Annotated in this window: 13 protein-coding genes; 8 read left to right on the top strand and 5 right to left on the bottom strand. The window is 69.4% G+C overall.

Annotation, left to right across the window (positions count from 1 at the left end):
- Window positions 1-13: 13 nt before the first annotated feature.
- Window positions 14-1,549, bottom strand: coding sequence for an NAD(P)H-hydrate dehydratase (locus tag CEF10_RS09115; protein ID WP_101067869.1), 1,536 nt, complete (start codon window positions 1,547-1,549; stop codon window positions 14-16).
- A gap of 174 nt (window positions 1,550-1,723) precedes the next feature.
- Between CEF10_RS09115 and CEF10_RS09120 the strand changes: the two genes are divergently transcribed.
- The 5 genes from CEF10_RS09120 (at window position 1,724) to CEF10_RS09140 (ending at window position 6,625) form a co-directional block, all read left to right on the top strand.
- Window positions 1,724-2,062: a P-II family nitrogen regulator gene (locus CEF10_RS09120; RefSeq protein ID WP_101067870.1), complete on the top strand. Its 339-nt coding sequence runs from the start codon at window positions 1,724-1,726 to the stop codon at window positions 2,060-2,062.
- 33 nt (window positions 2,063-2,095) lie between these two features.
- A complete protein-coding gene (gene glnA, locus CEF10_RS09125; RefSeq protein ID WP_101067871.1) occupies window positions 2,096-3,502 on the top strand; it encodes a type I glutamate--ammonia ligase in 1,407 nt (468 codons plus the stop codon).
- Between the two features lie 245 nt (window positions 3,503-3,747).
- Entirely contained in the window at window positions 3,748-4,698 is a 951-nt protein-coding gene (locus tag CEF10_RS09130) for a hypothetical protein (protein WP_101067872.1), read from the top strand.
- Window positions 4,699-4,784: 86 nt separating this feature from the next.
- Window positions 4,785-5,744 carry a metallophosphoesterase family protein gene (locus CEF10_RS09135; RefSeq protein ID WP_101067873.1) on the top strand — a complete coding sequence of 320 codons (960 nt, stop codon included), beginning with the start codon at window positions 4,785-4,787 and terminating at the stop codon, window positions 5,742-5,744.
- Window positions 5,745-5,848: 104 nt separating this feature from the next.
- On the top strand, window positions 5,849-6,625 hold the full coding sequence (locus tag CEF10_RS09140; protein ID WP_101067874.1) for a hypothetical protein: 777 nt from the start codon (window positions 5,849-5,851) through the stop codon (window positions 6,623-6,625).
- Here CEF10_RS09140 and CEF10_RS09145 read toward each other — a convergent pair.
- The 3 genes from CEF10_RS09145 to CEF10_RS09155 all read right to left on the bottom strand — a co-directional run bounded on the left by CEF10_RS09145 (window position 6,601) and on the right by CEF10_RS09155 (window position 8,869).
- Window positions 6,601-7,368 carry a heme-dependent oxidative N-demethylase family protein gene (locus CEF10_RS09145; protein WP_101067875.1) on the bottom strand — a complete coding sequence of 256 codons (768 nt, stop codon included), beginning with the start codon at window positions 7,366-7,368 and terminating at the stop codon, window positions 6,601-6,603. The two genes, CEF10_RS09140 and CEF10_RS09145, sit on opposite strands and share 25 nt — an antisense overlap.
- 69 nt (window positions 7,369-7,437) lie before the next feature.
- Complete coding sequence (locus tag CEF10_RS09150) at window positions 7,438-8,364, bottom strand: GGDEF domain-containing protein (RefSeq protein WP_157932988.1); 927 nt, start codon at window positions 8,362-8,364, stop codon at window positions 7,438-7,440.
- Window position 8,365: 1 nt separating this feature from the next.
- The gene (locus tag CEF10_RS09155; RefSeq protein ID WP_101067877.1) at window positions 8,366-8,869 is read right to left on the bottom strand and encodes a methanogen output domain 1-containing protein; all 504 of its coding nucleotides are present in this window, start codon (window positions 8,867-8,869) and stop codon (window positions 8,366-8,368) included.
- A 190-nt stretch (window positions 8,870-9,059) separates the two neighbouring features.
- Here CEF10_RS09155 and dddP point away from each other — a divergent pair, with 190 nt between their 5' ends.
- The gene (gene dddP / locus CEF10_RS09160) at window positions 9,060-10,400 is read left to right on the top strand and encodes a dimethylsulfonioproprionate lyase DddP (RefSeq protein ID WP_101067878.1); all 1,341 of its coding nucleotides are present in this window, start codon (window positions 9,060-9,062) and stop codon (window positions 10,398-10,400) included.
- Here the strand turns inward: dddP and CEF10_RS09165 are convergent.
- Window positions 10,387-11,274: an endonuclease/exonuclease/phosphatase family protein gene (locus CEF10_RS09165; protein WP_157932989.1), complete on the bottom strand. Its 888-nt coding sequence runs from the start codon at window positions 11,272-11,274 to the stop codon at window positions 10,387-10,389. The two genes, dddP and CEF10_RS09165, sit on opposite strands and share 14 nt — an antisense overlap.
- Before the next feature lie 194 nt (window positions 11,275-11,468).
- On the opposite strand from CEF10_RS09165, the gene CEF10_RS09170 reads away from it, so the two are divergent.
- Both CEF10_RS09170 and CEF10_RS09175 read left to right on the top strand, forming a co-directional pair.
- A complete protein-coding gene (locus CEF10_RS09170; protein WP_157932990.1) occupies window positions 11,469-12,200 on the top strand; it encodes an FkbM family methyltransferase in 732 nt (243 codons plus the stop codon).
- Between the two features lie 98 nt (window positions 12,201-12,298).
- Complete coding sequence (locus CEF10_RS09175; RefSeq protein ID WP_101067881.1) at window positions 12,299-13,516, top strand: bifunctional alpha/beta hydrolase/OsmC family protein; 1,218 nt, start codon at window positions 12,299-12,301, stop codon at window positions 13,514-13,516.
- Window positions 13,517-13,536: the final 20 nt, after the last annotated feature.

Consider the following 13,536-nt stretch of genomic DNA (forward strand, 5'->3'; position numbering starts at 1 on the left):
AAAAATGCAACGCTCAGCGCTCCAGCCGTGCCAGCACGCGCGGCAGCGCGTCCGGCAGGTCCTCGGCCAGCATCGCGGGCCCGAGGGTGCGCGCGCAGTCGACGTGCAACCAGGCTGCCGCGGCGGCGGCCTGCATCGGCGCGCGGCCGCGCGCCAGCAGCCCGGCGATGAACCCCGCCAGAACGTCGCCCGCGCCCGCCGTGGCAAGCCACGGCGCCGCACGGTCGTAGTGCGCCGAATTCAGCACGCAGCGCCCGTCGGGCGCCGCGATCACCGTGTCCGGCCCCTTGAGCAACACGACGCAGCCCGCCTGCCGCGCCGCGTCACGCGCGGCATCCACGCGGGAATAGGCCGGGCCGCCCCCGGGCACGGCGTCCAGCCGCGCCGCGATATCGGGGAACAGCCGCGAAAACTCTCCATCATGCGGCGTCAGCACGCAGCCCGCGTGCAACCCCGCGAAGAGGGCGCCGTCGCGCCCGAGGAGTGTCAATGCATCGGCGTCGAGCACCGCCGCGCGGGCGCTTTCCAGGGCCGCTTCGACCAGCGAGGCCTTTTCATCGCCCAGCCCAAGCCCCGGACCAAGGCACAGCGCGTTCAGCCGCCTGTCCTCCAGCAGCGCGGCCAATCCGGCGGCATCCGGCACAGGCCGCAGCATCACGGCCGTGACCTGCGCCGCGACCTCGAGCTGCGCCGCCGGCGGCACGCCCAGGGTGACGAGCCCCGCGCCCATGCGCAGCGCACCGCGGGCGGCCATGCGCGCGGCACCGGTGCGCCCGGGCCCGCCCGACAACACCAGCGCGTGGCCGTGGCCATACTTGTGGCCGTCCGCCTGCTTGGAAAACACCCGGGGCGCCGGCGCCGCGTTGAGCTGAACCGCCTCCGCGCCGGCCCGCCCCTCCAGGCCGATGTCGGCCACCACCGTGTCGCCGCAGCGCGCCGGCCCTTCGGCCAGACGGTGCCCCGGTTTCTCGGCGTGGAAACTGACGGTCAGCGCGGCGCGCGCGGTTTCGGAATCGGCGGCGAGCATCCGTCCGCTGTCGCTGCACAGGCCCGAGGGGATGTCCACCGCGACGGTTTTCGCCGCGATCCCGGGATCGCGCGCGCAGGCCCGTGCCCAGTCCGCCAGCTCTCCGCCCAGCGCGCGTGCCAGCCCCGTGCCGAAGAGGGCGTCGACGAAAAGGTCGGCGGCCTCCGCGCAGCGCGGCGCGGCGGCGAAGGGCTGCACGTTGCCACGCGCGGCCCACCGGTCGTGGTTTGCGCGCGCGTCCGGGGGCAACTTTTCAGGCTCGCCGAACAGGTAGACCTCCACCGTCCAGCCCCAGTCGTTCAGCAGGCGCGCGATGACGAAGCCGTCGCCGCCGTTGTTGCCGGGCCCGCAGAGGACGACGGCCCGGTGCGGGGTGCGCGCCAGCTCGGGCCAGCGTTCGAAGACCGCCGCGACCACGCCGCGGCCGGCCCGTTCCATCAGCTCCGGCCCGCTTGCCGCGCCCGACTCGATGGCCTCGGATTCCAGCGCACGCATCTGTTGCGAGGTCAGAAGTTCGACCATCGGTTCCGCCTCCGGATTCTCAAATTGCCCAGTTTGCGCGCGCTATGCACATTTTTTGTGCATCATCGCCCGGCGAACCGCCGGCGCATTGGATTACCAATTCTAGCCGATTGAGGCCCCGCGAGGAAAGTGCTCTGACGGCGGCAGACCACCGAGGCGAGGAGGCCGCGCGCCATGAAGAAAATCGAAGCGATCATAAAGCCGTTCAAGCTCGACGAGGTGAAGGAGGCCCTTCAGGATGCCGGCATCCAGGGCCTGAGCGTCATCGAGGTCAAGGGCTTCGGCCGCCAGAAGGGCCACACGGAACTCTACCGCGGCGCCGAATACGTCGTCGACTTCCTGCCCAAGGTGAAGATCGACGTTGTCCTCGAGGAGGACCAGGTGGACGCCGCGATCGAGGCGATCTCGCAGGCCGCCCAGACCGGCAAGATCGGCGACGGCAAGATCTTCGTCAGCCCCGTCGAACAGGCGATCCGCATCCGCACCGGCGAGACCGGCCCGGACGCGCTCTGACATGCACCCAACGAAAGGAAAGGGACCAAGGCAATGAGCCAGCACGCAATTCTTCAGCAGCTCAAGGAAGAAGAGATCGAGTACGTCGATCTGCGCTTCACCGACCCGCGCGGCAAGCTGCAGCACGTCACGGTGATCGCCGACGAGGTCGACGAGGACTTCCTCGAGGAAGGCTTCATGTTCGACGGCTCCTCGATCCAGGGCTGGAAATCCATCGAGGCCTCGGACATGAACATGAAGATCGACACCGAGAGCGCCTACATCGATCCCTTCTATGCCGAGAAGACGATGTGCATCCACTGCTCGATCGTGGAACCCGACACCGGCGAACCCTATGATCGTGACCCGCGCGGCACCGCCGAGAAGGCCGAAGCCTACCTGAGATCCAGCGGCATCGGCGACAAGGCCTTCTTCGGCCCCGAGGCGGAATTCTTCCTGTTCGACGACGTGCGGTTCTCCAACTCGATCAACAAGGTGTCCTACGAGGTCGACGCGATGGACGCGTCGTGGAACACCGACACCGAGTACGAGATGGGCAACATGGGCCACCGCCCCGGCGTCAAGGGCGGCTATTTCCCCGTGAACCCGGTGGACGACGGCCAGGACATCCGCAGCGAGATGCTGTCGACGATGAAGCGGCTGGGCATGAAGGTCGACAAGCACCACCACGAGGTGGCCAGTTGCCAGCACGAGCTGGGGCTGATCTTCTCGAGCCTGACCGACCAGGGCGACCAGCTTCAGAAGTACAAGTACGTCATCCACAACGTGGCGCAGGCCTACGGCAAGTCGGCCACCTTCATGCCCAAGCCGATCGCGGGCGACAACGGCACCGGCATGCACGTCAACATGTCGATCTGGAAGGACGACAAGCCGCTCTTTGCCGGCGACAAGTACGCCGACCTCAGCCAGGAGGCGCTGTGGTACATCGGCGGGCTGCTCAAGCACGCCAAGACGCTCAACGCCTTCACCAACCCCTCGACCAACAGCTACAAGCGCCTGATCCCGGGCTTCGAGGCGCCGGTGCTGCGCGCCTATTCGGCCCGCAACCGCTCGGGCTGCATCCGGATCCCGTGGACGGAAAGCCCCAAGGCCAAGCGCGTCGAGGCGCGGTTCCCCGATCCCTCGGCAAACCCCTACCTGTGCTTCGCGGCGCTGCTGATGGCCGGGCTTGACGGGATCAAGAACAAGATCGATCCGGGCGAGGCGATGGACAAGAACCTCTACGATCTGCCGGCCGAGGAGCTTCAGGGCATTCCCACCGTCTGCGGCAGCCTGCGCGAGGCCATCGAATCCCTGGAAGCCGACCATGACTTCCTGCTGGCCGGCGATGTCTTCACCAAGCACCAGATCGAGGGCTACATCGAACTGAAGATGGAAGAGATCGAGGCCTACGAGCACACGCCGCACCCGGTCGAGTTCCAGATGTACTACAGCTGCTGACCCACACGGTTGGCGAACACCCGGGGGCGCCCTTTGGGGCGCCCCTTTCGCTTCGCGCGTTGGCGCCCGGCCGGGAGTGCCGTGACGGCGCCTCCGCTCAAGGCGACTGGATCACTGCCCGACAACTCAAGGTTTATTAATTCGTCCTTTTTGTGGCACCCGCCCGAATGCTTCCGCATTTGCGACATACTCATTACCCGTTTGCCGCGCACCATCGGGCCGAAGCAAAGTCAGGGAGGTCGCCAATGACCACCGGGAAGCAATGGGTCAAGGCCGGGCTGGTCTTTCTGGAAAAGGAAGACCGCGACATCGCCGCGCTCGGCAGCCGCATCAGCGACACGATGCAATCCCTGGGCGAATCGGTGACGGGCATCCGCGTGATCTCGCAGACCCAGGTCCGGGTTACCGCCCGGCAACATCAGGTTCGCGTCACCCTGCAAGCCGAACAGCCGGTGCCGATGATCGGGACCACCGCCCAGGAGGTCATCCTGGTCACGGTTGCCGAGGGCGAGGAGGCCGACGCGCCGGACGGCACCGGCCGCTCGGACCGGCTGCTGGCATATCTGGTCAAGAAGCTGCATGAAACGCTGCGCTGCGACTACATCCAGTGGCTAAGCCCCGAAACCGTCGTAAGCGCACCGGATTTCGCCGCCGCCGCGCGCGGCGAACGGCCGCGCCGGGCCGGCTGGTCGCGACGGTTCGCGCACCGGCATGCCAGGGGATTGAAACGGACAGCGACCAGGGCGCGCGCCGACCGCCCCGCCCCTGCGGCGGCCGCGGAAACACCCCCAGGGGCGGCGCATGCCGCGCGCGACCGCTTCCCCTCGATCGAGGAGACAAGCCGCATTCTCGAGGCCCGTCTCGACACCGAGGATCCAGCCGGCGCGCCGGCGCATGCCCCGGAAGCCGACACTGCCGCCGCCACGGCCACCGAGGGGCACGGCAGCGATCACGTTGCGGACAACGACGGCCACGCCGACTCCGCCCCGCTGCGCCTGGGGGCTTGGATAATGTCCTTCGCCGTGGCCCTGTTCTCGCTGCCGGTGGGTGCAGCCCTTGTGGTCTACACCATGCTGCGCGGCGAAAACCCGCGCCTCGCATTCCAGTCGATGGCGCTGACGGGCACCTTCATCGGCCTCGGCACGACGGCCTCCGCCTCCGAGATCATCGGTGTCGTGGCAAGCCTCGCCGCTTGAAGGCGCGGACCATCCGCCGACATGAAAACGTCGCGCGGATGGTGTAGGCTGCCGGCACACCGAAGTCAGGGTCCGGGGGTCACGCGATGCTCAAACGTCTTGTTGCCGCGGCGGCGCTGGCACTCGCGCCGGGATGTGTCACCGCCGAAACGCTTTCCTTCGTCGTGCTGGGCGACATGCCCTACGGGCCGCCCGAGCGGGTCTACCCGCCCTACGCGGCGCTGATCGACCGGATCAATGCCATCGACCCCGACCTCGTGATCCACGTCGGCGACACCAAGTCCGGCGGCGCCCCGTGCTCGGACGAACTCCTTTCGGAACAGCTCGATTTCCTCGAACGTTTCGAAGCGCCCACCCTCTACACCCCCGGTGACAACGAATGGACAGACTGCCACCGCACCGCCGCGGGTGGCTTCGATCCGGTCGAACGGCTGGCATACATCCGGCGCACCTATTTCGCCGATCCCGGCCGCTCCTTCGGGGCCGAGAGGATCACCGTCCGGTCACAGGCCGCCGGGGGTTACCCCGAGAACGTGCGCGCGATGCTGGGTGACGTGATGTTCGTGACGGCCCATGTCGTAGGGTCGAACAACAACCTCGAGCCGCGCCCGGCCGCCGCAAGAGAGCATTTCGCCCGGGACGCCGCCAACATCCGCTGGCTGCGGGCCAGCTTCGCCGAGGCCGCGCAGGCCCGCGCCGTCGTTCTGGCCATCCATGCCGACATGTTCGAGTTCGCCTTCGGCCCGCCTTGGGATCCGGAGGGGTTCCTGCGCCATTCCGGCTTCAAGCGCTTCGGCGAGGCTCTGGTCGAAGAGGCGAACGCCTTCGGCCGCCCGGTGCTGCTGGTCTTCGGCGACAGCCACCGGTTCCGCATGTTCCGTCCCTTCCGGAAGACGGCGCCGACTGTCATGGCGCTGGAGACCTTCGGCGCGCGGCACATGCACGCGGTGCAGGTCGACGTGACACCGTCTGCCGCGTTTCCCTTCGCCGTGCGCCCGGTGATCAACCCGGCACGGCCGGTCCGGCCCGCCGACGGCAGCGAGTGACACGGCGCGGCGGCAGTTTTCACCGTCGCGCCACATTTGCAGCAAACTGCGCCCAAAGTGTCGGGGTTAATTCGGATTGACCCTGTCAGAGGCAAAGACGAACGATGACCTATCGAGAACCCGGAACCGTCGCGGCCCTTCAGTTCAGCAAGCGCCCGGCCATGGACTTTCCCGATGTCGTGGAGGAACTCGACATCGCGCTGAACAGCCTCACGGCGAAACGGCGCAGCGTGTCGTGGGATTGCGACGACATCGCGATCATCGACCGCGACGCCGTGCGGATCGCCCTGGGCTGGTTGCCGCCGGCACAGGACACGGAGTCGTGGTACCTGGTCATCGCCGTCGGCGCCGGCCGGCCGGGCACCGGCGGGCCGGTTTCACCGGACATCTGCGAGCACCTCAAGACCATGATCGTGGACCGCGCGCATGGCTACCTCGACTGTGACTCGGTGCTGCACAGCCGGGCAGACCAGCCCGTCGGCGCGGACCTGATCGACCTCGTGTCCGACCGGCTGCGCGAGACCGAGCGCGCCGCAACCCGACCGGCGGCCGCGCAGCAGGCAAGCGACGACAACGTCATGTGCGCCACCGGCCATACCCGGCTCCACGAAGCCGCCCGGCGCACCTCGCCGTGGTATCACCCGGCAGCCCGGGCCTCGGAACAAAAGACGGTTCCGGAGGCAGACGCGGCTGAACAGGATCTGCGCGCGGCGATGAGCGGGCAAACCGGCGGTCAGGCGCCCGAGGAAGCCTCTCTGCCGATGAAGCTCACGGTCTACACGCTCGGCGCGACCATGCTGATCCACGTCCCGGCGATCGGCGCGGCGCTGCTGGTCTACACCGCGCTGCGCGAACACTATGACGCGCCGATGGCGGCCTGATCCCGCGCCAGGACGTAAGTGTGGATCGAGAACACGCAGGCGCGCGTGCGCGGCAGTCGCAGCACGCATTGCCGCTCCGACCGCAGGTAGGGATGTTCTTCCGACGGCCGGTCCGTCAACGTGCGCGGCGCGCTGCGCGAGCGGGGCTGATGAAGCGCAGCATCCGCGTAGGCCAGCGCGTTGTATCGCCACAGCGGACGCCCCGGGCGGACCCCGTCGAACAGCCGTTGCACGCGCCTGGCCAAGTTGGCGTCGTATTCCGGCACGGGATCGTGGATGGCCAGCAGGGGCCGGCCGATCTTGTCCGCCAGCCGCCAGCTGGCGGGAAAGCAAAGGACGGCGGCCGTCAGAACGTGCTCGGCGCCCCCCTCGGGTTTTTCCATCAGGCACAGGTCCTCCTGCACCAGCAGGCCCAGAGTTCCCATCGGGTCGGCGCGATCGAGCGCCACGGTCACCCCGTCGGGCCGACGCACGCGACCCGACGAGACGACATAGCCCGCCGCGTGGCGGTCCAGCCAGTCCACAACGAAATCCAGAAGCTCCTGCGCGGCCGCATCCGCGCCGGGCGTGACGGCAAGGACGCTTTCACGGCACTGCGCGAGAAGCCGTGCCCGTTCGGCCATCTGGGCCGCGAAGGCCTCGTCGGCGTGCAGCCAGTCGCGCTCGTCAAGCGGCGCGATCCCCGGCAGGGCGGGGTGCGCGGCCACGTCGTATGGCAGGGCGGTCTGCAGGATGCATGTCATGCGGGTCGCAGGTTAACCCGGTTCGGCCCGGGGCGCATCCGCAAAAACGGCTCGGGCCAAGTCCCGTGCTCACCCTGCCCTGCGCTGCGACTTGCACCGGTACATCCGCGCGTCCGCCACCGCCAGAAGTTCATCCAGCGTTGCGCCGTCCTCCGGCGCGGCGGCGCCGCCGACCGATGCCGTGGCGCGCAACGCGACCCGCGCGCCCCCGGCCGGTGGCTGCCAGGAAACCGGGGCGGCGACCGCCCGCTCGGTCTGCGACAGGAGCCGGGCCAGCCCGTCGGTGTCCTGCCCCGGGCACCAGAGCACGAACTCGTCCCCGCCCGGCCGGCCGGCGACGCCTGCCCCGCCGACGACATCCCGCAGCGCCGCACCCACCGCCCGCAGAACCGCATCGCCGGCGGCGTGGCCGTACCGGTCATTGAGCGCCTTGAACCCGTTCAGGTCAGCGTAGAGCACAACACCCGCCGCCGTCGGGGCGGCCAGGTCCCGCCGCATGCGCGCGGCCAGCCCGCGCGCATTGAGCAACCCCGTCAGATGGTCCGTTTCACTGAGCCGCCGCAGCCGCGCGGCCTCGGCGGCCATGTCCTGCTGTTTCTGACGGGGCCACGTGGGATCGGCGCCCTCTGTCGGGTCGGTCTGCAGGTCGACCGCCGCGAGGTTGTGCAGCATCCTGCCGCTTTCATCGCCCTGCAGCACCAGAAGCGGGATCTCGGGACTCAACGGCCCGGCCACGCGCCACGCCGTGAACAGCATGCGCCGCCCTGCGCAGTTAAGCGCGACCGGCAACGGCAAGGAGCAGGTGGCCGCCTTGCCGAGCGTATCGGCGATCGCCCGGCGCCCCCCGGCGGCAATGTCGAGAATGCTGTCCCCTTCGTCCAGCGCGAACAGGTTCGCCGCCCGGCGATTGGTGCCGCGCACCCGGCCATCGGGCGCGACGAGCAGGACCGGCTGCGGCGCGAACGCGAACCCCGCAAGCAAAACGGCCGTGCCCATATCAGGCAAGGAATTCATGGCCCTGCGCCCCGATATCGTCATCGCGCCGCAACGCGATGACCACGCGACAGTGATCGTGGCCGGTGGCGATCGCCTTGTCCACGTGCACGCGGGCGTAACCGTTGGCGTCCGCCGTGACACGTCCGAACACGGCCGTCGTCATCATGCACAGTGCCGGGCGCCCCTCCACCCGCTGTGCGAAGGGGCAGTCGCCATTGGTCAGCACGATCTGGTCAGCGGTGATTTCGGCGACCTGGAAGGATCCGCCGACCCGTCGCTTGAAATCGACGAGGACCGCGGCGATCGCCTCGGCGTCGGAGCAATCCGTATCCGCGCCATACGCACGGCTGACCTGGCGGCCAAGCTCCGTGCCGACGCTGGCCACGAATCCCGCGGCACCCTCCAGGCCCGCGACATCCTGCAGTGTGCCGGCCAAGCCGCCCACGATGTCGGCGAAGAAGTCTTCCGCCGTTGGCGTCCAGGTCGGCGGCCCGGCGGGCTTCATCCTGGTTCCTCCCTGTTCGGCAAGATACACCACGGTGCGCGATGAAAGGTTAACAACCGGTTAACGCCGACGCCCGTGCGCGTGGGGACGCCGGCCCGAAAACGACGCGACGCGGCGTCGCAAACCGGCACGACGCCGGCATGCGGCCTCGGCAGCGTGAAACCGGGGACAAACGGAGGAGGCATGCGGCATGACCACCCATTACCGCGACGGGCGCAAGATCGACCCGACGCGCGGCGCTGTGCTGGGCGACACCACGCTCAACGACGCCGACCGCATCGAGATCGGGCCGACACGGCTGGCTTACGCAGAGTGGGCCGCCGCCGGGCTCGACCTGCCCGACCTGCAGGCCATGCGCCGCTATCGCTGGGAACGGCTGACCCGGACCCTGGCGGCACGCGATTATGCCGGGCTGCTGATGTTCGACCCGCTCAACATCCGCTACGCGACCGACAGCACGAACATGCAGCTGTGGAACACGCACAACCCCTTCCGCGCCGTGCTCCTGTGCGCGGACGGCCACATGGTGATCTGGGACTACGCGAACGCGCCGTTCCTGAGCGCCTTCAACCCGCTCGTGGCGGAACAGCGCGCGGGCGCGGACCTGTTCTATTTCTCGCGCGGCGACAGGATCGACGCGGGCGCCGTCACCTTCGCCAACGAGGTACGGGTGCTGCTGTCAGAGCACGCGGGCGCCAACCGCCGGCTGGCCGTGGACAAGCCCATGCTGCACGGGCTGCGGGCGCTCGAGGCGCAGGGGCTGGAGATCATGGAGGGCGAGGAGGTCACCGAGAAGGCCCGCGCCGTGAAAGGCCCCGACGAGATCCGCGCGATGCGCTGCGCCATGCACGCCTGCGAAACCTCCGTGGCCGAGATGGAGGCGTTCGCGCGCCGCGCGGTGCCCGGCGGCGACACCAGCGAGGCCGACATCTGGGCGGTGCTGCACGCCGAGAACATCCGCCGCGGCGGCGAGTGGATCGAGACGCGCCTGCTGACCTCGGGGCCGCGCACGAACCCGTGGTTCCAGGAATGCGGGCCGCGCATCCTGCGCAACAACGAGATCGTGGCCTTCGACACCGACCTGGTGGGCAGCTACGGCATCTGCTGCGACATCTCGCGCACCTGGTGGATCGGCGACGCGGCACCGCGCGCCGACATGATCTACGCCATGCGGCACGCGCACGAGCACATCATGACGAACATGGAGATGCTGAAACCCGGCGTCATGATCCCCGATCTTTCGGCGAACACGCATGTCCTCGACGCGAAGTTCCAGAAACAGAAGTACAGCTGCCTGATGCACGGCGTGGGGCTGTGCGACGAGTGGCCGCTCGTCGCCTACCCCGATCGCGTGGTGTCCGGGGCCTGCGACCACCCGCTCGAGGCCGGGATGGTCCTGTGCGTCGAGGCGCTGGTTGGCGAGGAAGGCGGCGATTTCTCGATCAAGCTGGAGGACCAGGTGCTGATCACCGAGGACGGCCACGAGAACCTGACACGCTATCCCTTCGACGCCGCGCTCATGGGCGGCTGAAGCGGCGGGGCGCGGGCGGGGCCAGCCGCGCCAGCACGCCCCGGTGGTCCGACCCGAGCCACGGCCGCATCGCCGCGGACGCCGGCCGGCCGCGCGGGGCCAGAACGTGGTCGATGCCCAGCGGATAGCCAAGCGGCGGCAGGCGGAAGGAAACGGCGGTGCGCCCGGCGCGCTCGGTGCGCGTGGCCCGCGCGATGCGCGCGACCGTGTGCGACCATGCCACCGCGTTGAAATCGCCGGCCACGACGACCGGCCCCTCCAACCCCGCCAGGACCGGGATCAGCCGGTCGACCTGCGCGGACTGCCCCCTGGGCCACGGCCAGTGCAGGTGCAGCGACACCACCCACAGGCGCCCGCGCGGCGCGTCGAGCTGCATCGCCGCCATCCCGCCCGGGCCCGACGCACACCACCGGCTGCCCGGCACCACTGGCCAGCGCGACAGCACCGCCACCCCGCCGATGCCGCGCGTGTAGGGGCACAGCAGGCGTTCGGGATACGCGGGCGCCAGCGCATCCAGCACGGAGCGGTTGGGCCGGCTGACCTCCTGCAGTGTCAGCACGTCCGGCGCCGTGCGGGCGATCTCGCGCAGGAAGGCGCTGCGGTCGGTGGGGCGGTAAAGCAGGTTCTTCTGGTAGAGCGTGATGCCGCCCGGCGTGGCCACCGGGCCGCCGGGTGAAACCGCCATCATCGCCTGCCCGCCCAGCGCCGTCGCCACCAGCACAAGCCCCGGCAGCACCAGCACGAGGGGACGGCGCAGCCAGGCAAGGCCGATCAGCGCGATCCCCGCCAGCGGCAGGCGGAACACCGCCAGAAGGTCCCCGGCGGGATGCACGGCCCCGCCGTATCCCGCCGCCAGCAGGGCCAGAGACAGCATGACCGCGGCAATGCCGGCGCGTTGCATCCGCACCCCTTTCGTTGTTTCCCCGCGCCTTTCGGGCGCATATCATGACCACGTGTCACGCGTCAGTGCAAACACGCGAGTGCGCGCGATTTGCTCTGGCCATCCGCCGCGGGCTGTTCCAAGAACGGGTGCGCCGCAGCACAGCGCGGCATTGCCGGAGGAGCGCAATGTTCAAACGTCTCGCCACCTACCTGCGCGGCCGGCGCCGGGGCCTGCGATCACCGCCGGGGCGGGAGGCGCTGTATCCGATCACCGTCGGCGGCACGGAGCGCGAGGTGCTGCATTCGCGCTTCAACACCGCGTGGCCGGGCGAACTGGGAATCGACCCCGGCGTCATCGTGGACCTCGGCGCCTACGACGGCGGCGACGCCTACCGCTTCGCGAAGGCCTTTCCGAACGCGCGGGTGATCTCGGCCGAGGCGGACCCGGAACGCCACGAGATCGTCCGCAAGACGCTGTCGGAAACGCGCGTGGAACTTTTCAACGTGGCCGTCTGCGACCGCGACGGCCCGGTGGAGTGGTATCCCGCCACCGTCGAGGGCGAGCGCCACGCCCAGGGGTCGATCTATCGCCACAGCGCGGCCTACAAGGAACGGTTCCCCAACGTCGAACAGACCGAGACACCGACGACCGTCGCGGGCATGCGCTTTTCCACGCTGTGCGAGCGCGCCGGCATCGATGCGATCGACCTGCTGCACATGGATATCGAGGGCGCCGAGTACACGGTGCTCGACACGCTCGACGGGCGGCGGCCCAAGCTGATCTATCTCGAATGCCGCGACAGCTTCTTCGTGGGCAACCGGGGCGGCCGGGCCATCGAGACGCTGCTCGACGAGCTGGGCTACGACGCGATCCTTCAGCTCAGCGCCGACCGGCTTTACCATCACCGGACCGGCTGAGCGGGCGCGGTCACCTTCGTGTTACGCCGAAGGCAGGCGGCTTGCCCCCGACCGGCACGCGCGCCTAACTGGCGAAGCGTCAAGCCAGAGGAGCCGCCATGCCAACAGAACGCATCACCTTCCCCGGCCACGATGGCAGCACGCTGGCCGCCCGGCTCGACCTGCCCGACGGGCCGCACCTGGCCACCGCGCTGTTCGCGCATTGCTTCACCTGCTCCAAGGACATTCCCGCCGCGCGCCGCATCTCGGCGCGGCTGGCCGGCGCGGGCATCGCCGTGCTGCGGTTCGATTTCACGGGGCTGGGGCACTCGGCCGGCGAGTTCGAGAACACCACCTTCAATTCCAACGTCGCCGACCTGGTGCGCGCCGCGCAGACGCTGGAGGAGCGGGGCATGCCCCCGGCCCTGCTGATCGGCCATTCCCTTGGCGGGGCGGCGGTGCTGGCCGCGGCACGGCGCATCGAGAGCTCCAGGGCCGTGGTCAGCATCGCCGCCCCCTACGATCCCGACCACGTCACCCACAACTTCTGCGACGCGCTGCAGACGATCGAGACGGAGGGCGCGGCCGAGGTCAACCTGGGCGGCCGGCCGGTGCGAATCGGCCGCGACTTCGTCGAGGACGTGAAGGCCGAGACCCTGACCGACGAGATCCGCGACCTGCACCGCGCGCTGCTGGTGCTGCACGCCCCCCGCGACGCCATCGTGGGCATCCAGAACGCGGCCGAGATCTTCAAGGCCGCCAAGCATCCCAAGAGCTTCGTCACCCTTGATGACGCCGACCACCTGATCACCCGGCCCGCCGACGCCGAGTACGCGGCCGAGGTGATCGCCGCCTGGGCCACGCGCTACCTCGAGTTGTCGCCGCCCGCCCCGCCGCCGGGCGCGCCCGAGGGCATCGTGCGCGTGACGGAGGCGGACGCCGACGGCTTCCTGCAGGACATCAACGCCGGCCCGGACCATCACGTGCTGGCCGACGAGCCGGCCGCATACGGTGGCACCGACCGGGGCATGTCGCCCTACGGTTTCCTGTCGGCGGGGCTCGGTGCCTGCACCTCGATGACGATCCGGATGTATGCCCGCCGCAAGGGCTGGCCGCTTCGCCACGTCAGCGTGGACGTCAGCCACGACAAGGTGCACGCCCAGGATGCCGAGTCGGGCGGCGCGGCCAAGGCCGACCGCTTCACCCGCGTGATCCGGCTCGACGGGCCCGAGCTGTCGGATGACCAGCGCGAGAAACTGCGCGAGATCGCCGACAAGTGCCCCGTGCACCGGACGCTCGAACGCTCGGCGGAGGTCGTGACCGAACTGGCGGATTGACCCGGGCCGGCCGGTCATCC

Source organism: Roseovarius salinarum, from assembly GCF_002834145.1.
In the GTDB taxonomy this organism is placed as follows: domain Bacteria; phylum Pseudomonadota; class Alphaproteobacteria; order Rhodobacterales; family Rhodobacteraceae; genus Roseovarius; species Roseovarius salinarum.

Coding starts and splice junctions, on each gene's coding strand:
- CEF10_RS09115 (WP_101067869.1), bottom strand. CDS start 1,549: ATGGTCGAACTTCTGACCTCGCAACAGATGCGTGCGCTGGAATCCGAG.
- CEF10_RS09120 (WP_101067870.1), top strand. CDS start 1,724: ATGAAGAAAATCGAAGCGATCATAAAGCCGTTCAAGCTCGACGAGGTG.
- glnA (WP_101067871.1), top strand. CDS start 2,096: ATGAGCCAGCACGCAATTCTTCAGCAGCTCAAGGAAGAAGAGATCGAG.
- CEF10_RS09130 (WP_101067872.1), top strand. CDS start 3,748: ATGACCACCGGGAAGCAATGGGTCAAGGCCGGGCTGGTCTTTCTGGAA.
- CEF10_RS09135 (WP_101067873.1), top strand. CDS start 4,785: ATGCTCAAACGTCTTGTTGCCGCGGCGGCGCTGGCACTCGCGCCGGGA.
- CEF10_RS09140 (WP_101067874.1), top strand. CDS start 5,849: ATGACCTATCGAGAACCCGGAACCGTCGCGGCCCTTCAGTTCAGCAAG.
- CEF10_RS09145 (WP_101067875.1), bottom strand. CDS start 7,368: ATGACATGCATCCTGCAGACCGCCCTGCCATACGACGTGGCCGCGCAC.
- CEF10_RS09150 (WP_157932988.1), bottom strand. CDS start 8,364: ATGGGCACGGCCGTTTTGCTTGCGGGGTTCGCGTTCGCGCCGCAGCCG.
- CEF10_RS09155 (WP_101067877.1), bottom strand. CDS start 8,869: ATGAAGCCCGCCGGGCCGCCGACCTGGACGCCAACGGCGGAAGACTTC.
- dddP (WP_101067878.1), top strand. CDS start 9,060: ATGACCACCCATTACCGCGACGGGCGCAAGATCGACCCGACGCGCGGC.
- CEF10_RS09165 (WP_157932989.1), bottom strand. CDS start 11,274: ATGCTGTCTCTGGCCCTGCTGGCGGCGGGATACGGCGGGGCCGTGCAT.
- CEF10_RS09170 (WP_157932990.1), top strand. CDS start 11,469: ATGTTCAAACGTCTCGCCACCTACCTGCGCGGCCGGCGCCGGGGCCTG.
- CEF10_RS09175 (WP_101067881.1), top strand. CDS start 12,299: ATGCCAACAGAACGCATCACCTTCCCCGGCCACGATGGCAGCACGCTG.